This window comes from Colwellia sp. SU-HH00943 (assembly GCF_057546125.1).
Map to the genome: position 1 here is coordinate 118222 of NZ_BAAJLW010000002.1, position 16474 is coordinate 134695.

17 protein-coding genes and 1 other RNA gene are annotated in these 16474 nt (G+C 38.4%); 11 read left to right on the forward strand and 7 right to left on the reverse strand.

Annotated features, from left to right (window positions below; all coding sequences use genetic code 11):
- The first annotated feature begins 26 nt into the window (after window positions 1-26).
- Window positions 27-1328 (forward strand): ammonium transporter, encoded by a 1302-nt coding sequence (locus AC27GZ_RS05755; RefSeq protein ID WP_487093957.1) that lies wholly within the window; start codon window positions 27-29, stop codon window positions 1326-1328.
- A 91-nt stretch (window positions 1329-1419) separates the two neighbouring features.
- On the opposite strand, the gene AC27GZ_RS05760 is transcribed toward AC27GZ_RS05755, so the two are convergent.
- The 3 genes from AC27GZ_RS05760 to AC27GZ_RS05770 all read right to left on the reverse strand — a co-directional run bounded on the left by AC27GZ_RS05760 (window position 1420) and on the right by AC27GZ_RS05770 (window position 3007).
- A complete protein-coding gene (locus tag AC27GZ_RS05760) occupies window positions 1420-1617 on the reverse strand; it encodes a helix-turn-helix transcriptional regulator (protein WP_487093958.1) in 198 nt (65 codons plus the stop codon).
- Entirely contained in the window at window positions 1614-2039 is a 426-nt protein-coding gene (locus AC27GZ_RS05765; RefSeq protein WP_487093959.1) for a hypothetical protein, read from the reverse strand. The genes AC27GZ_RS05760 and AC27GZ_RS05765 overlap by 4 nt, the downstream gene beginning before the upstream one ends.
- Window positions 2040-2281: 242 nt before the next feature.
- Window positions 2282-3007 (reverse strand): YebC/PmpR family DNA-binding transcriptional regulator, encoded by a 726-nt coding sequence (locus AC27GZ_RS05770; protein ID WP_487094526.1) that lies wholly within the window; start codon window positions 3005-3007, stop codon window positions 2282-2284.
- Window positions 3008-3200: 193 nt separating this feature from the next.
- Here AC27GZ_RS05770 and AC27GZ_RS05775 point away from each other — a divergent pair, with 193 nt between their 5' ends.
- The 4 genes from AC27GZ_RS05775 (at window position 3201) to AC27GZ_RS05790 (ending at window position 5198) form a co-directional block, all read left to right on the forward strand.
- Window positions 3201-3422 (forward strand): DUF4177 domain-containing protein, encoded by a 222-nt coding sequence (locus AC27GZ_RS05775; protein ID WP_487093960.1) that lies wholly within the window; start codon window positions 3201-3203, stop codon window positions 3420-3422.
- The gene (gene yidD, locus AC27GZ_RS05780; protein ID WP_487093961.1) at window positions 3415-3663 is read left to right on the forward strand and encodes a membrane protein insertion efficiency factor YidD; all 249 of its coding nucleotides are present in this window, start codon (window positions 3415-3417) and stop codon (window positions 3661-3663) included. The genes AC27GZ_RS05775 and yidD overlap by 8 nt, the downstream gene beginning before the upstream one ends.
- 65 nt (window positions 3664-3728) lie before the next feature.
- A complete protein-coding gene (locus AC27GZ_RS05785; protein ID WP_487093962.1) occupies window positions 3729-4109 on the forward strand; it encodes a TM2 domain-containing protein in 381 nt (126 codons plus the stop codon).
- Between the two features lie 51 nt (window positions 4110-4160).
- A complete protein-coding gene (locus tag AC27GZ_RS05790; protein ID WP_487093963.1) occupies window positions 4161-5198 on the forward strand; it encodes a phospholipase effector Tle1 domain-containing protein in 1038 nt (345 codons plus the stop codon).
- 21 nt (window positions 5199-5219) lie between these two features.
- On the opposite strand, the gene AC27GZ_RS05795 is transcribed toward AC27GZ_RS05790, so the two are convergent.
- Both AC27GZ_RS05795 and AC27GZ_RS05800 read right to left on the reverse strand, forming a co-directional pair.
- Entirely contained in the window at window positions 5220-6038 is an 819-nt protein-coding gene (locus AC27GZ_RS05795) for a thioredoxin domain-containing protein (RefSeq protein WP_487093964.1), read from the reverse strand.
- Between the two features lie 124 nt (window positions 6039-6162).
- Window positions 6163-6909, reverse strand: a complete 747-nt coding sequence (locus AC27GZ_RS05800) for a helix-turn-helix domain-containing protein (RefSeq protein ID WP_487093965.1) — start codon at window positions 6907-6909, stop codon at window positions 6163-6165.
- A 154-nt stretch (window positions 6910-7063) separates the two neighbouring features.
- Here AC27GZ_RS05800 and AC27GZ_RS05805 point away from each other — a divergent pair, with 154 nt between their 5' ends.
- Genes AC27GZ_RS05805 through AC27GZ_RS05830 form a run of 6 tightly spaced genes read left to right on the forward strand, consistent with a single transcriptional unit; the run spans window position 7064 to window position 13921 of the window.
- Window positions 7064-8224: a Gfo/Idh/MocA family protein gene (locus AC27GZ_RS05805; RefSeq protein ID WP_487093966.1), complete on the forward strand. Its 1161-nt coding sequence runs from the start codon at window positions 7064-7066 to the stop codon at window positions 8222-8224.
- 51 nt (window positions 8225-8275) lie between these two features.
- A complete protein-coding gene (locus AC27GZ_RS05810) occupies window positions 8276-9331 on the forward strand; it encodes a sugar phosphate isomerase/epimerase family protein (RefSeq protein WP_487093967.1) in 1056 nt (351 codons plus the stop codon).
- Between the two features lie 58 nt (window positions 9332-9389).
- Entirely contained in the window at window positions 9390-10634 is a 1245-nt protein-coding gene (locus AC27GZ_RS05815; RefSeq protein WP_487093968.1) for an MFS transporter, read from the forward strand.
- The gene (locus AC27GZ_RS05820; RefSeq protein WP_487093969.1) at window positions 10621-11256 is read left to right on the forward strand and encodes a gluconate 2-dehydrogenase subunit 3 family protein; all 636 of its coding nucleotides are present in this window, start codon (window positions 10621-10623) and stop codon (window positions 11254-11256) included. The genes AC27GZ_RS05815 and AC27GZ_RS05820 overlap by 14 nt, the downstream gene beginning before the upstream one ends.
- Before the next feature lie 30 nt (window positions 11257-11286).
- On the forward strand, window positions 11287-13020 hold the full coding sequence (locus tag AC27GZ_RS05825) for a GMC oxidoreductase (RefSeq protein WP_487094527.1): 1734 nt from the start codon (window positions 11287-11289) through the stop codon (window positions 13018-13020).
- 31 nt (window positions 13021-13051) lie between these two features.
- The gene (locus AC27GZ_RS05830; RefSeq protein ID WP_487093970.1) at window positions 13052-13921 is read left to right on the forward strand and encodes a sugar phosphate isomerase/epimerase family protein; all 870 of its coding nucleotides are present in this window, start codon (window positions 13052-13054) and stop codon (window positions 13919-13921) included.
- A gap of 73 nt (window positions 13922-13994) precedes the next feature.
- Here AC27GZ_RS05830 and AC27GZ_RS05835 read toward each other — a convergent pair whose 3' ends face one another.
- Both AC27GZ_RS05835 and ssrA read right to left on the reverse strand, forming a co-directional pair.
- Entirely contained in the window at window positions 13995-15644 is a 1650-nt protein-coding gene (locus AC27GZ_RS05835) for a M28 family metallopeptidase (protein WP_487093971.1), read from the reverse strand.
- A gap of 460 nt (window positions 15645-16104) precedes the next feature.
- Window positions 16105-16455: a transfer-messenger RNA gene (gene ssrA / locus AC27GZ_RS05840) on the reverse strand.
- Between the last annotated feature and the right edge of the window lie 19 nt (window positions 16456-16474).

Sequence of the window (16474 nt, forward strand, 5' to 3'; positions counted from 1 at the left end):
TTATTAAAATAAGTTGGTTAACAAAAATGAAAAAAAATATTACAACATTATTTGCTCTCTTAATTACATTTCTACCAAGTATTAGTTTTGCTGCAGAAACCGAGCTAAACGGCGCAAACACTGCTTGGATTTTAACCGCAACCGCATTGGTTTTAATGATGACGTTGCCAGGGTTAGCTTTATTTTACGGTGGTTTAGTTAACCGTAAAAATATTTTGTCTATTTTAATGCAGTGTTTTGCCATAGCAGGTATTTCATCAATTTTATGGCTGGTTTTAGGTTATAGCTTAGCGTTTGGCGAAGGTAATGCATTTATTGGTGACTTCAGCAAAGTCATGATGGCTGGTATTGGCAAAGACACATTAGCTGGTGATATTCCTGAAAGTCTGTTTATGCTATTTCAAATGACCTTTGCGGTAATTACACCCGCATTGATTATTGGTGGCTTTGCTGAGCGAATGAAGTTTTCTGCTGTTTTGTTATTTTGCGGATTATGGTTATTAGTGGTTTATGCTCCTATAACACACTGGGTTTGGGGTGGCGGTTGGTTAGCTCAAATGGGGGTGTTAGATTTTGCTGGTGGTATTGTCGTTCATATTACTGCAGGTGTTGCAGCCTTAGTTGCAGCTGTTGTACTCGGTCCTCGTAACGGTTTTCCAAAAACACCTATGCTACCGCATAATTTAACAATGACAGTAACGGGTGCAGGCTTGCTTTGGGTTGGCTGGTTTGGCTTTAACGGTGGTAGTGCATTGGCAGCCAATGGTGATGCAGCAATGGCAATGTTAGTTACTCACATTTCAGCGGCAACTGGCGCATTAACTTGGGCAGGTATTGAATGGAAAAAATTCGGTAAGCCTAGTGTCCTAGGCGCAGTTACAGGTATGGTAGCTGGTTTAGGTACAATTACTCCTGCATCAGGCTTTGTTGGTCCTGGCGGTGCACTTATTATCGGTTTGTCAGCAGGTATTGTTTGCTTTTATTCAACCGTTTATATCAAGCAGAAACTACATATTGATGACTCTCTAGATGTATTTCCAGTGCATGGTATGGGGGGGATTTTAGGTACGCTACTAGCAGCTGTTTTCTCTTCAACATCATTAGGTGTTTTTAGTGGCTTTGGTTTTGCTGAAGGTATTGCAACTATGTCAGAACAACTGACGGTACAGTTAATAGGTATAGGTTCTGCAATTGTTTATACCGCGTTGGTTTCTTATCTATTATTTAAACTAGTCGCAGTATTAACCGGTGGTTTAAGAGTATCACAAGAACAAGAAACTACAGGGTTAGATTTAGTTGAACATGATGAAAGCGGTTATAATATTTAATTAGCGCTAATTCCATCGTTTTATTACTTATCAAGGCAGCTATAACTTTAGCTGCCTTTTTTATTTCTTAAAAAAGAATTAAAAATGATTTTTAATCTACCTCATCTTGAAAAATATCTTCAATTTGCAAAGCAAACAACCGAGCAGCTTTAAAGGCTAAAGGTAAACTAGGATCAAATTTTCCTTTTTCTATAGCATTGATTGTTTGCCTTGAAACGCCTAATGCAGAAGCAAGTTGAGCTTGGGTCCAATCACGCTCTGCACGTAATACTTTTAAGCGATTCTTCATTTAAACTTCCTATTACCTGAAATAACTCCACCTATATAGGTAAAGCACATAACAAGCATTAAGTGTGAGATTTCTGGCTCGAAGGTAATTAACTTTATATCTTCTAATAACTCATAGCTTGAACCCACGACTAATCCTACCCCTAGAGCTAATGCCATAGCATCGAATAAAATTTTCTGCTGCATCTCGTCTAAACCTCGTAAGTATCGTCGATTCGCTAGAAGCATACCAAAACCTACAGCAAGACTTATTACAACGGTTATTGTGCTAAATAAGGTGTTGAACGCCCAGAGATATTTTGGCGCAAAAGCGGCTATTGCTATTGATATAATCCAGCATAGTGTCCAGTTACGCAGATGACGTGCGTTTTGACAGTTTAGGTTACTATAATCATCTTCTATCACTTGCTCTGATTTACTCATTACTAAATCCTTATTTCTGTGTTTTATGCTTAATAAGCTTTACTTATTGTAAAGTTTGCTTGACTCTAATTTAGATGTAATTGCTTACTGTGTCAAGTGTGTTTTACATAAAGCTTGGTTTTGATGACTTTTATGAGTGAAATTTTATAAGAAGTTGATATGAGAATAATAAAAAGCCCACCTAGTAAGGTGGGCTTTTATGACTGTAAATGTGTCATTTAACTGACTAAGGTAGTAACTAGTTAGTTATTTACTTCGGCATTGTGATAAACATTTTGTACATCATCACAATCATCAAGCATGGCGATAAACTTTTCAAAGTTGGCTAAGTCTTCTTCACCTTCAATGTTGATGTAAGTTTGTGGAACCCAAGTGATCTCTTCCACTTCTAGTTCAAACTCTGGCATTGAGTTAGCAAATTCAGTTTTAATTTTGAAAAACTCAGTGTGCGGTGCATAAACTGTAATAATACCGTCTTCTAATTCTACATCGGTAACATCAATATCTGCCATCATTAGGTTTTCTAATACAGCTTCGTCATCTTCACCCTTAAAAGCAAATACGGCTTGATGATCAAACATGTGTGAAACTGTGCCAGATGAGCCAATTTTAGAGTGAGTTTTTGTAAAACATTGTCTAACATCTTTGATGGTGCGGTTACCATTATCCGTTAAACAGTCAATTATAACCATACAGTTACCTGGGCCGAAACCTTCATAACGTGCTTCTACAAAATCTTCACCGCCAGTACCCGATGCTTTTTTAATTGCATTTTCAATAACATGAGTAGGTACTTGGTCTTTTTTTGCTTTATCAATCAAGCTGCGCAGCGCTAAGTTGCCATCGGGATCTATTCCGCCATTTTTAGCACATACGTAAATAGCTTTTCCATATTTTGAATAGACTTTGGTCTTTGCTCCCGCAGTTTTTGCCATGGATAATTTTCGGTTTTGGTAAGCTCTGCCCATTGTTCTTCGTCTCATTTTGTCTAAAAAATAATGAGCTAGATTCTATCAGGGGCGGCAGACAGTGACTAGAGGGAAAGCCGAGTAATTCAGGAAAAATTTGTCGTTAGGGCTAAATATAATCCTTGATAAATTATGTGAATTTTAATAATTTGTACTGTGAAGTTACCGTTAATAATATCAAGGAAGTTGTCTAATGAAGTATGATGAATATAAAGTCGTTTATGTTACTGAAGGTGGGTGCGGAACTATATTACTCGGCTCTAGTGGCTTACCTTTAAAGCGTCTAGAAGCGACACTCAATGAAGAGGCTGCTCAAGGTTGGCAGCTTGTTTTTCAAGTGATTGAACAAAAACGCTTTTGGCTATTTTGGTCTCGAGAAGCGGTAATTCTTACCTTGGGTCGAAATCATGGCTAGCGCTTATGGGCTAACCCAGATAACACTCAAACTGATCAAAAACTACCAACAAGGTGGTGGTTCAACTAAGTATTTTGCTACCTCGTGCAACTTCTCACCAACTTGCTCTCATTATACATACCAAGCGGTTGAACGTTTTGGTTTACTTAAAGGGCTTTATATGGGAGTTGGACGAATTAAGCGATGTAACGATCCAGATTGCGTTGAAACTATCGATGATCCAGTACCTGAAAAATACTAACTAAGAAGTGTGTTTGCTTTGAAAAGCGTTTCAAGGCAATTTAAAAACTAAATAAGGATGTTGTAATGAATAATGAAGATCTAGTACTTGAAGAAAATCAATTACGAGAGCAGGTCGCTAATTTATCTGTTGCGCAAAAAAGACAATATTACGCACAAGAGCTAAAACAAATTAAAGATCCTGACACTTATGCTGCGCTGAATTGGGCATTTTTAGCAGGCTTACATCACTTTTATCTAGGTAAGTGGCAACGAGGCTTATTAAATCTGATGTTGATGTTAGCTGGCTTGATTATGTATTTTTCAGGTGTCTTCTCACTATTGGGCTTGGTATTAATTGTTGGTATTTTTATTATTGAGCTGCCGCAATTATTTAATAGTCAAAATATAATTTATCGCTATAACAATCAGACAATGCGCAGGCTGTTACAGCAATTCAACCAATGAACTTTATTAATTAACAACTCTTTTCAACGTAAGGTTAGCTAGAGGAAGTCAATGAAAAAGCTTATTTTTTGTTTTGATGGTACCTGTAATTCACCTGAAGATTATGATGATTACTTTGCTGATGCCAGTATTAGTAATGTACTTAAATTGCATATTTTATTAGGGGGGCAGTTAGCCCCGAATAGTGGTCAAAATATCAATACCCCTAATCAACAGAGTTTTTATTACAGTGGTATAGGAACTCGTGGCCATTGGTTAAAAAGAAAATTTAACGCCATGTTTGCCCCTCCTTATGGAGATATGGAAGACATTTTAGCGCAGGCTAATGATGATTTAGCTAAGCATTATCAAGTTGGTAATGAAATTTTTATTTTTGGCTTTAGTCGCGGTGCAGCGATTGCCAGAATGTTTGCGGCTCAGCTAACACAAGAAGTTAAATTTTTGGGCGTTTTTGATACTGTTGCAGCTACACGCGGCTCTTTAGATTTAAACCCTGAAACTTACCCTGCTAGTGGCATTGTTTTTGAAAACGGTACCTTAGGCGAGCACATTAACAGAGCAGTGCATTTAGTTTCACTGGATGAAAAGCGAATTGTTTTTCAGCCAACATTATTTAATCAAGATAAAAGAGTACTGGAAGTGTGGTTTGCAGGTGTTCACTCAGATATAGGGGGAAGCTATTGGTTTGATGGTTTATCTGACATTACACTGTCATTTATGTTAAATAAGATTAAGGCAGATTTAACCGTACTCGACTTAGCACAAATTAATTTTAGCCATTTAAAAATGCCTGGGGCTCAAGATGAGTTAGGCATTGATGATCTTACCATTAAGCCTTTGCCAGCTGGTACACTTCATACACAAATTCGCACCAAAACTAATGCGGCTACCTTAGCTCCTCGCTTATTAAGGGTTAATGTTGACGATAATGTCTCAAAGCATATTCCCATTGTTCATCACAGTGTTGCCAAGCGCTTCAAGCAAGTGATGAGTTATCGTCCTTATGCTCTTCGTAATACTCGCTTTCAATTGTTGGATGAACATGGAATATTAGGAGAAGTCCAACACGGGATTCATAGCCTAGATTAACATACTCAGGGAAGATCTAGTTTACTCCCAAGCAAAAGCGGGATAATTCGGGAAAGATAGCGCTTCATAAGTTCCAGTTTGTACATTGTGTTCTGCTTGTGTTCTCAATGTTTGAAGATCTTTTTGCACACTATAGCGAAAATCTTGAACCGGTTGCCATTTGTCAATAAAACTTTGTGGTGCTTTTTTCTCATCACTTTCCACATAAGCTTTTAATAATGGACCTAGTACTTGATAGGCGGCTTTCAACCTGATGGCTTGTTGTTGTTCAAATGCATCGATCTGTGTTAAGTACTTTTGCATGGTTTTATTAGGTGCCGGTTCTATGCTTTTATTAATAGCCAAGTCTTTAAAGTAAGCTTGATAGGTTTGTTGAGGCACTTTATAAGCGTTTAACCATTTTTGCATAGTTTCCTTGTTTAGAAGTTTTTTACTATTTGGGTCAACTACCATGACAGTTGGCGTGCCGTAGTAAATAGGTTGTTTAAACTGCTTCACCAAACCAAACCCCTTCTCATAAAAGCCCACATCAACAAAAAGCGTTTGATAATGATCCGCTAAAATCGTTTGCATTTCAGGCGTAGAGAAGTTTTTAGCTAAACCTTTGCTGTCATGACACCACTGTGCGCCTAAAACAAATAGTGCTAATTGCTGATTATTTTTCGCTGTTAATAAGGTTTGTTCAACTTGTTGAGCTATCTGGTCAGTCTCTGTAAATTTGTATTGAGGCAGTACTTTGATATCTGGCGGTGTAACCTGAATATCTTCAGTATTTGATGCTGCTTTTAGCGTAAAAGTTGCGAGGGACAACAGGAGTAGTAAAAAATTTTTTTTGAGCATAGTCTTATTTTGTTACTTGGTTTAAGGCGTAAGCCTGAATGATATTGAGTTTAACAAAGGTGATGAAATTAACACTATGTTTTTTATTTATGGCTAAAGACTGTTTCTCTTGAGAACTTATTTATTACATTATGCGAGCATGTCGATAATTATTTCTAAAATCAGAAGGAAGTTGGCCGAAAAGTAAACGAAACCGTTTGCTAAAGTAACTATGATCATTAAAGCCTGTTTCGTCGCCTACTTGTGAAATAGGCATATTAGTTTCAACTAATAATTTACGAGCGTTTTCAAGTCTTATCTCATTGATAAATTGCTTCGGGGTTTTAGCTAAATATTTTTTGAAGCGCCTTTCTAAAGCACTCACCGACAAACAGGCTACTTGGGCTAATTCTTCAATAGTAAACTGTTGTTGAAAATTTTTGCGAATATAATTCACAGGTGCTTTTATATCCTCGACGTTTGAAAGGATTTTAGCCTGCTTTTCTAAGTGTCGTGTAATACCATAAGAGCCGATAATTTTGCCTTCCTCATTAGTGATAGGTCGCTTTGAAGTAGTAAACCAAGCGATGTTACCTGATTGATTTATGTTCATTTCTAAACGTTCAGTGACACTTTTTCCTGCTAATACTTTTTCATCATCTTTGATAAATTGCTTAGCAATATGAGAGGGCGAAAAGTCATAATCCGTTTTACCTATGATTTTTTCTATACTATTTACCCCTAGGTGCTCTATAAATGATTGATTAGCATGTATAAAGCTGTGGTTACTGTCTTTTACCCAAAAAAGTACATCAGGTAATAAATCAAACATTTTGATTAATTGTTCAATACCCATTTGGTGAACAAAATTATGTAAACCTTTGCTATTCATTTATAAAGCCTTTTGTTATGAAAAATAACAGCACAATTATCTAGCGCCGAATTTGTCGCATTAAAAACCGATTTATTAATAACATATTTTTCAAACAGACGCCTATAGTAATAATAAGCTTCTTTTTAGTTAAGTGTGTATATAAGGCGTAAAAATGAAAAAAATTCGCATGGGCATGGTTGGTGGCGGCCAAGGTGCATTTATTGGCGCAGTACATCGTATTGCTTCTCAGCTAGATAACGAGATTGAATTAGTCTGTGGTGCTTTTTCAAGTACAGCTGAAAAATCTATTGCTTCAGGCAAAATGTTAATGCTCGATGAAAAACGTTGTTATTCAGATTTTGACACCATGTTTGCTGCTGAAGCAAAACTTCCTCTTGATGAGCGAATGCAATTTGTTGTTATTGTTACCCCAAATCATATGCATTTCCCTGCTGCAAAGTCAGCACTTGAGCATGGCTTTCATGTGTTATCAGACAAACCTGCGACGTTAAATTTAACTGAGGTTAAAGCCCTAAAGAAAATCATAGATGAAACTGGTTTATTGTATGGTTTAACACATACTTATACGGGTTACCCTATGGTAAAAGAAGCGCAAACGTTAGTCGCTAATGGTGAAATAGGTAAAATCCGAAAAGTTATTGTTGAATATATTCAAGGTTGGTTATCAGAAGCACAAGACGCTGATAATAAACAAGCTGATTGGCGAACTGATCCTTCTCGTTCAGGTATTTCAGGTTGTATGGGCGATATTGGTAGTCATGCAGCTAACTTGGTGGAATATGTTACAGGAAAAGAAATTACCCATGTTTGTGCAGAGCTAACCGCATTTGTTGAAGGTCGACGTTTAGATGATGACGGTATTGTGTTGTTGAAAATGCAAGATGGCATCAAAGGTACATTACAAGCTAGCCAAATTGCTGCGGGTGAAGAAAATAATCTTACTATTCGCGTGTATGGTGAAAAGGGGGGGCTTGAGTGGCATCAACAAGAGCCAAATACCTTAACAATGAAGTACCTTGATAAACCAATGCAAATATTACGTACCGGTGGCTTGCATAGTGAACGTACAGCAGCCAATACCAGAACACCAATGGGTCACCCTGAAGGTTATTTAGAAGCTTTTGCTAATATCTATTTAAATTTTGCTCATGCTGTTCGTGATGTAAAGGCAGGTGCATATACCTCAAATAAAGACTATGACTTCCCGGATGTTAATGAAGGTATTCGAGGCATGGCGCTAGTTGAGTCATTCGTAAATAGCTCAAATCAAGACACTAAATGGTACAACTTAGATCAATTACTAGCTGATTAATAAACAAGTTGTTAGTAAATTTTTTATAAAAAATAAGAACGAGAGAATAATATGAAAACCTTAAAGGGACCAGCAATTTTTCTAGCGCAATTTGCGTCAGATGAAGCCCCATTTAATACCTTGCCAAATATTTGTGAATGGGTAGCAAGTATAGGCTACAAGGGTGTACAAATTCCATCATGGGATGCTCGCTTGTTTGATTTAGAGCGCGCCGCTACTGATTTAGATTATTGTAAAGAAGTACAAGATATTGTCGCACATCATGGTTTAGAAATAACAGAACTGTCGACTCACCTACAAGGTCAATTAGTCGCGTCTCACCCAGCATACGACACTCTCTTTGATGCTTTTGCGCCAGATCAGTTTAATGATGATCCTGAAGCTCGCACTGAATGGGCAGTTGAACAAATGATGTTTGCAGCTAAAGCGAGTAAGAACTTAGGTTTAAAATCTCATGCTTCATTTTCAGGGGCATTACTATGGCATACCGTTTACCCATGGCCACAACGACCAGTTGGTTTAGTTGAGCAAGGTTTTGCTGAGTTAGCAAGACGTTGGTTGCCAATATTAGATGCTTTTGATGAAGCAGATTGTGATATTTGTTATGAATTACACCCAGGTGAAGATTTACATGATGGCGTAACATTTGAGCGCTTCCTCAAAGCTGTTGATAACCATCCACGTGCAAATATTTTATATGACCCAAGCCATTTTGTGCTTCAGCAATTAGATTATCTTGAGTTTATCGATATTTATCATGAACGCATTAAAGCATTTCATGTTAAGGATGCTGAATTCATTCCTAGTGGTCGTTCGGGTGTTTATGGTGGTTACCAAAGCTGGATTGATCGCCCCGGTCGTTTTCGTTCATTAGGCGATGGGCAAGTAGATTTTACTGGCATTTTCACTCGTATGGCTAAATACAATTTTGACGGTTGGGCAGTACTTGAGTGGGAATGCTGTGTTAAGCATCCTGTTGATGGTGCGACGGAAGGAGCTCCTTTTATTGCTAAGCATATTATCAACGTCACAGAAAAAGCATTCGATGACTTTGCGGCAGCAGGTGTAGATGAAGCATTTAATCGAAAAGTTCTAGGATTAAAATAGTGACAACTACTTTAATAGTAAAAACACAAAATATAATTATAACAATGAGAGATTAATTATGAACTCAGTAGCCCATATACCAGAGAAAGACGCGAAACGCGTTTTTAACATCAGTTGTATCGCGTTGATAGTTACAGCAATGACCTTTGCTATTCGTGCCGGCATATTAGGGGAGCTTGGCGTAGAGTTTGGACTAACAGCTGAAGAACTTGGTTGGATAGCAGGTATGGGCTTTTTAGGCTTTCCATTAGCAACCATGTTTGGTGGTATTTTATATAATGCGATTGGCGCCAAAAAACTCGTCTGGTTAGCCTTTATTGGTCACGCCCTAGGACTTGTATTAACAGTTATTGCCGATGGTTATTGGGGATTAATGATCTCTACATTCCTCGTGGGTTTTGCAAATGGCTTAGTAGAAGCAGGTTGTAACCCACTTATTGCACAATTATTTCCAGATAACAAAACGACCATGTTAAATAAATTTCATGTGTGGTTCCCTGGTGGCATTGTAATTGGCTCTCTTGTTTCAGCAGGTATGACTGCTATGGGATTAGGTTGGGAAGCGCAAGTTTCAGTGATCTTAATTCCTACCATTATTTATGGTGTCATGATGTTAGGTTTTACCTTCCCTGAAATTGAAGATGAAACAAATAATACCGTGGCAAACCTTAAGAGTTTATTCAACCCACTTTATATTTTCTTAGTTATTTGTATGACGATAACAGCTACCAGTGAATTAGGTACAGGCCAATGGATTAACCAAATTCTAGGCGCTTCTGGTGCTCACCCAATGCTGATTTTAGCGTTAGTCACAGGATTAATGGCTGTAGGCAGGTACTTTGCAGGTCCTTTAGTGCATAAGTTAAGCCCTCCAGGGGTATTGTTAGGTTCAGCTATATTAACAACATTAGGTTTATATCTGATGACGCAGCTTCAAGGTGGAGCAGTATACTTTGCCGCGATTGTCTTTGCTGCAGGTGTCACTTACTTCTGGCCGACAATGATAGGTTGTGCTGCTGAATACACGCCTAAAACAGGCGCTTTAGGGATGTCATTACTCGGCGGTGCAGGCATGTTTTCGGTGAGTATGTGGAACCCTGTAATTGGTAGTTGGATTGATTCTGCAAAAGAGCAAGCTGAAGCTGCTGGGCTTAGCGGTAATGAATTAGCCTTAGCAATGGGACAGGCAGCATTAAGTAATTTAATACTATTTCCAATGGTATTGATTGTGGCATTTGCTGGCTTTTTCTTATATATGCGCAAGTCAAACTCAATTGAAGGAGCGGTCATTGAAAAAGCATAACATTGGAGAGGTAGATTCATTGTTAACTACCTCAAGTAAGCGAGTTTTTTTGAAAGGGCTTGCCGCGGTGCTTGGGGCAAGTACTGTTGCTCAGCTTACTTCAGGAAATGCCTTAGCTGTAGCCCTGAATTATGAAGCAAAAAAAGAGAGTGCAGAGAAAGCAGGCTTATTGTTTTCTCAACACCAAATGCAAGTGCTAGCCAATATTTGTGAGGTAGTCCTACCCAAAACAGATACGCCTAGTGCGGCAGAGCTTGATGTTCATGGTTTTATTGATAATCAACTGGTTACTTGTTTTGATGAGGGATATCAGCAACTAGGTATAGATATTGTCGATAAAATTGAACAACAAAGTCAGGTAATTTTTGCTAACTCATTTACGCAATTAAAGCTTACACAGCAAACTGAGTTGTTAGTTGCTGTTGAGCAAACTGACTTAGGGTTTTCCTCAGAGGATAAAAAACGATTTACTGACTTAAAATCATTGATTGTTTTTGGTTTTTTTACCACTGAAGTGGGCGCTACCCAAGCATTGGCTTATCAAGCGGTTCCTGGAGGTTTTAAAGGTTCTATTCCTTATAAATCGGTAGGTAAATCTTATGGTTCACTGGGCTTTTATTAAGTTGTCTGAGTAGGTATTGAGAGAGTGAAAATGAATCAGGATATGTATATCAATGAAAGTAATGAAGAGTTCGATGCACTTGTGATTGGCTCTGGCATTTCAGGTGGCTGGGCAGCAAAAGAATTTTGTGAACGTGGCTTAAAAACCTTAATGGTAGAGCGAGGTCGCGTAGTTGAGCACCGTAAAGATTATCCGACTGAAGGGAAACCTGTTTGGCAATATCCTAATAGGATGAAAGTCGAAGATTCTCTCGTTGAAGAGCAATTTAAAGTGCAAAAGCTTTGTTATGCTTTTAATGATGCGACTAAACACTTTTTTGGGAATGATAAAGATTACCCGTATTCAACAGAAAAAGGCACTGATTTTACTTGGATTAGAGCAAATCAGTTAGGCGGTAAGTCATTGTTGTGGCATCGACAAAGTTACCGGTTCAGCGACCATGACTTTAATGCCAATAAGCTTGATGGCTATGGTAATGATTGGCCTATTCGTTATAAAGATATTGCTCCTTGGTATTCTCATGTTGAAAAACATGCGGGTATTAGCGGTAATTACGATAACCTTGAGCAGTTGCCTGATAGTGAGTTTTTGCCCCCTTTTGAGTGGACAAAACCTGAACTCGATTTAAAAGCAAAATTTTCCACGTTATTTCCTGACCGTCCTATGGTAATGGGCAGAGCAGCTCATTTGACTAAACCTACTAAATTACACTTATCTCAGGGAAGAGTTCAGTGTCAAGCTAGAAATGAATGCCAGAAAGGTTGCTCTTTTGGGGCTTACTTCTCTACCCAAAGTTCAACGTTACCTTCTGCAGCAAAAACAGGTAATTTGCATATAGCGCCTAATAGTGTGGTTCATAGTTTAATATATGACGAAAAGACAAATCGCGTTAAAGGGGTAAAAGTTATCGATAACGATACCTTAACCACGCGTGAATACTTCGCCAAAGTAGTATTTTTGTGTGCTTCAACGTTAGGTACAACGCAAATCATGCTCAATTCAACATCAAAAACTTTCCCAAATGGTATTGCAAATAGCTCAGGTGTATTAGGGCACTACTTGATGGATCACGTATACAATGCCGGCGCATTTGGTCGTATTGAAGGGTATCATGATGAGTATTACTCAGGTCGAAGGCCAACCAGTATATATATTCCAAACTTCCAATTTAAACCAAGTAAATATAAAAAAGATTATAAACGCGGCTATGCACTTGCAGGTGGCTCAGGGCGAAGTAATTGGAGATCTACGGGGAAAAGTGATGGCATTGGTATTAAGTTCAAACAGCAGCTAACTCAAGCAGGAGATTGGTACTTTGGCATACATGCTCAGGGAGAAATGTTACCAAGGTTTGACAACCATGTCTCACTTCATGCCAGTAAAAAAGATAAGTGGGGGATTCCACAACTGCATATTAATTGTCAGTGGTCTGATAATGAAAAGCTGATGATGATGGATGCTGAAAATACCGCTAAAGACATGTTAGAGCAAGCAGGCCTGAAAGAGGTAAAAAGTTATACCTCTATAGATCAAAATTCACCTGGTTTAGCTATTCATGAAGTTGGCACGGCAAGAATGGGGCGAGATCCTAAAGAATCTGTACTCAATGCTTATAACCAAACACACGATATTCCTAATTTGTTTGTGACTGATGGTTCAAGTTTTTGTTCTACAGCAGTGGTAAACCCTTCACTAACGTTTATGGCGTTAACGGTTAGAGCTGTTGATTACGCAGTTAACGAAATGAAAAATAAACGAATTTAATTGAATGAATAAGTACCAAACTAAGAGAACTATGATGAGAATATTAACGTTAATGGTAAGTTGTTTACTAATACTATCAATGAGTAGCTGTGCAGATAGTACAGATAAAGAGGCCACTATGCAGCAATCCATACCAAAAATTAGTGTACAGTTATGGTCGATCAAAAATGAAGTGAAAGCAGATTTTAAAAGCACATTAACACAGCTAGTTGATATGGGGTTTGACGGTGTTGAATTTGCCAATGAATTCGGTGAATTTTCAGGTGATGCGAAAGCAGTTAAACAAATTTTGGATGAATTAGGGTTAAAAGGCAGTGGCGCCCATGTTTCATTTGAACAGCTTAATGATGAAAACTTTGATAGCACCGTCGCTTTTTATCAAACCTTGGGTGTGGATATGCTGATTGTTGGTTGGGATGAACGTGCATGGCACCCTGAAGGTATTAAAGAAGTTGTTGCTCTTTTGAATACCTTAGAAAAGAAATTAGCCCCTTTAGGCATGAAAACAGGTTTTCATAATCATGACCATGAATTTAATGACTACAAAGGCTCAACCTATTGGGATTATTTAGCTCAACACACGGATAAAAATGTGATTTTACAGCAAGATGTGGGTTGGACAACGTATGCAGGGAAAGATCCGATAGAGTATGTAAAACGCTACCCTGGAAGAACAATAACAACGCATTACAAAGTGAAGTTGCCTAAAGGCGTAACAGGTAAGTTACCATTAATAGGTCAAGATACAATTGATTGGTTAAAACTTTCTCAAACCAATATTGCTGTTGGTGGCACATTATGGTTTGTTGTTGAGCAAGAAGAGTATCCTAATGGTTTAACGCCAATGCAAGCCGTTGCTGTGTCTAAACAAGGCTTAGATAAAATACTTAAACAGCTATAACGGTTAAATTACCTCGCTAAAATAAAAAAACACTGGTTGTTTAGGCCAGTGTTTTTTTATTGCTAATAGAAAACTATTTCCGCTTAAACTCTGAAGTTTTACTCCACTGCGGCCAGACATCTTTGTTAGCTATTTCAACTCCAACAGCAAAGAATAATTGCATATCTTCTACCGCTCCTGACATATCCCAGTCATCACTATATTCATCACACAGGTTGTGATAACAGCTCGTTAAGCTTGGGGCTAACTTTTCACGTAATAGACGCGTAGCTTCATCAGCAGGTATTGCACCGCCTTTTGCGTAAAGTGCAGGGATACCTACATTGGCAAATGAGAAGTGATCAGAGCGATAGTAATAACCAGCTGAAGGTTTTGGATCGTTTGAAATTATACGGTTTTGCTTAGCTGCAGCTTCAGTTAGGTACTTATCTAATTCAGATTGTCCTAAACCAAAAATTGCTACATCTTTGCTTCGCCCATCGACATTTAATGCATCCATATTAAGATTGGCAACCGTTTTTGCTGCAGGGATTATTGGGTTGGCAGCATAAAACTTCGAGCCAAGTAAGCCTTGCTCTTCTGCCGTAACGGCTAAAAAGGTAATTGATCGGGCAGGGGCTTCAGGTAATTTTGCAAAGGCGCTGGCAATGTTAATTAACGCAGCAGTACCAGTGGCGTTATCGCGGGCACCGTTATAGACCTTATCACCATCTTTCGATGAGTCTGTGCCTAAGTGATCCCAATGGGCGGTATAGATAATATGCTCATCGGCTACTTCGCTACCCGGTAATGTGGCAATAAAGTTATAAGAAATAGATTTTTCGATGGTATTATTAACCGTCACAGAGGCATTTAAATCGCCTAAATCACGATTAAAGCTTCCTTGTGCAGCACGTTTTTTCATCTCAGAAAAATCTAAGCCAGCATCGGTAAATATTTCAACAGCTACCTCGTTGCTAATCCAACCTTCTACTGCAACTCTACCCATATTTAGGTCATCACGCTGGAAGCTAAATTGTGGACCTGACCACGAGTTTTCAACAACATTCCAACCGTAAGAGGCAGGTTTAGTTTCATGAATAATAATTGCGCCTTCAGCGCCTTGACGGCTTGCTTCTTCATACTTGTATGTCCAGCGGCCATAATACGTCATGGCATTACCTGTAAAGAGCTCAGGATTTTGTGTGGCATAACCGGGATCGTTGACCAGAATAACAACGGTTTTTCCTTTTACATCAACGTCTTTATAATCATTCCAATTGTATTCAGGAGCATTGATACCATATCCCACAAACACTAACTCTGAGGATTTTAGTTCACTTTTTTCGGTAATACGGCTGCTACCTAATACCATGTCTTTACCGTATTGGTAGTCTTTACCATTTATAGATAAGACCATATCTGCCGACGCTTCAATGGAGACTAAAGGGACTTCTTGTAAGTAACTATCGCCATTTCCTGGTTGTAAACCAATGGCACGAAACTGCTCTGTTAAATAGTCAAGTGTCAGTTTCTCACCTTTACTCGATGGTGCACGACCACCAAACTCATCAGAAGATAATACTTTAACGTGGTTAATGTACTCTTCAACGTTGATGCTATTGTAGCTCGTCTCTATGGCTTGTTGAGAGTTTTGTTCAATAACCGATTCAGTTGAAGATGAGCCAGTACAGCCAGCAAGTACTGCAGAACACAGAAGTGGTAACATCAGATTTTTTTTCATATTGATTTTACTTATTAAATTGAAACATCGTAGCAGTATAAAGTGTCTTGCGGTGAAGCGCTATGTACAGTTACATTTGAAAATGTACAACAAAGTATCAATCACAATTCAGCATGGTAGTAGATGACTTATGATGAGTTATGTTATTATTTTTAATATTTACAATCAGTTAAATATGATTTTAACAATTGTAGAACCATTGTTCCGCTTTATTATTGGGGTAATTTTCTACCTTTTAACTAAATTATGTAAATCAATATATACATCAGTAGTGATAGCGAACTAATGTTTATAAGGGCGTTGCTGAAACGAGAAGTTTATTCAACGCATTTCAAATAGCCTGTAAGCAATAAAAAGCGAGTGTCGTATGAGTGTCGTTTTTAGTGGTCGAGTAGTGTGTTTGTGGTGTGTTTTATAAGGAAAAACCCAATGAAAACAGGCGCTTTCACTGGGTTTATGTTGGTGGAGCTGGCGGGAATTGAACCCGCGTCCAAAAAACCTACATCCTCGGTACTACATGTTTAGTCGATTATTTATTTAACCAATTAGACGCCAATCGACAGGCTTCGTCATGGTGAGCTTGATACTATTTCGCGGTTCAGCCTCAAGCATGCTTCCCTCGCTAACCTATTTGGGGTGACCATCAATCCTCGAGACAATAGGTGAGACTATGAGGTGATGGCTAGCCTTAAGCGGCTAGTGCGAACGTTTCGTCGTTTGCAATTATAGTTTTGCGGCTTTTTACCAGGCCAACCGCCCCTGGACATGCACCTCGGGTTTCGTGAATCTTGTCGAATCCTGAATCAGCCCCAAGTGTTTGCTAATGATTA

Excerpts from the sequence above, each read along its gene's own strand:
- AC27GZ_RS05770 (WP_487094526.1), bottom strand. The coding sequence starts at position 3,007 with ATGGGCAGAGCTTACCAAAACCGAAAATTATCCATGGCAAAAACTGCG.
- AC27GZ_RS05765 (WP_487093959.1), bottom strand. The coding sequence starts at position 2,039 with ATGAGTAAATCAGAGCAAGTGATAGAAGATGATTATAGTAACCTAAAC.
- AC27GZ_RS05755 (WP_487093957.1), top strand. The coding sequence starts at position 27 with ATGAAAAAAAATATTACAACATTATTTGCTCTCTTAATTACATTTCTA.
- AC27GZ_RS05760 (WP_487093958.1), bottom strand. The coding sequence starts at position 1,617 with ATGAAGAATCGCTTAAAAGTATTACGTGCAGAGCGTGATTGGACCCAA.
- AC27GZ_RS05790 (WP_487093963.1), top strand. The coding sequence starts at position 4,161 with ATGAAAAAGCTTATTTTTTGTTTTGATGGTACCTGTAATTCACCTGAA.
- AC27GZ_RS05785 (WP_487093962.1), top strand. The coding sequence starts at position 3,729 with ATGAATAATGAAGATCTAGTACTTGAAGAAAATCAATTACGAGAGCAG.
- AC27GZ_RS05810 (WP_487093967.1), top strand. The coding sequence starts at position 8,276 with ATGAAAACCTTAAAGGGACCAGCAATTTTTCTAGCGCAATTTGCGTCA.
- yidD (WP_487093961.1), top strand. The coding sequence starts at position 3,415 with ATGGCTAGCGCTTATGGGCTAACCCAGATAACACTCAAACTGATCAAA.
- AC27GZ_RS05775 (WP_487093960.1), top strand. The coding sequence starts at position 3,201 with ATGAAGTATGATGAATATAAAGTCGTTTATGTTACTGAAGGTGGGTGC.
- AC27GZ_RS05830 (WP_487093970.1), top strand. The coding sequence starts at position 13,052 with ATGATGAGAATATTAACGTTAATGGTAAGTTGTTTACTAATACTATCA.
- AC27GZ_RS05835 (WP_487093971.1), bottom strand. The coding sequence starts at position 15,644 with ATGAAAAAAAATCTGATGTTACCACTTCTGTGTTCTGCAGTACTTGCT.
- AC27GZ_RS05825 (WP_487094527.1), top strand. The coding sequence starts at position 11,287 with ATGAATCAGGATATGTATATCAATGAAAGTAATGAAGAGTTCGATGCA.
- AC27GZ_RS05800 (WP_487093965.1), bottom strand. The coding sequence starts at position 6,909 with ATGAATAGCAAAGGTTTACATAATTTTGTTCACCAAATGGGTATTGAA.
- AC27GZ_RS05815 (WP_487093968.1), top strand. The coding sequence starts at position 9,390 with ATGAACTCAGTAGCCCATATACCAGAGAAAGACGCGAAACGCGTTTTT.
- AC27GZ_RS05795 (WP_487093964.1), bottom strand. The coding sequence starts at position 6,038 with ATGCTCAAAAAAAATTTTTTACTACTCCTGTTGTCCCTCGCAACTTTT.
- AC27GZ_RS05805 (WP_487093966.1), top strand. The coding sequence starts at position 7,064 with ATGAAAAAAATTCGCATGGGCATGGTTGGTGGCGGCCAAGGTGCATTT.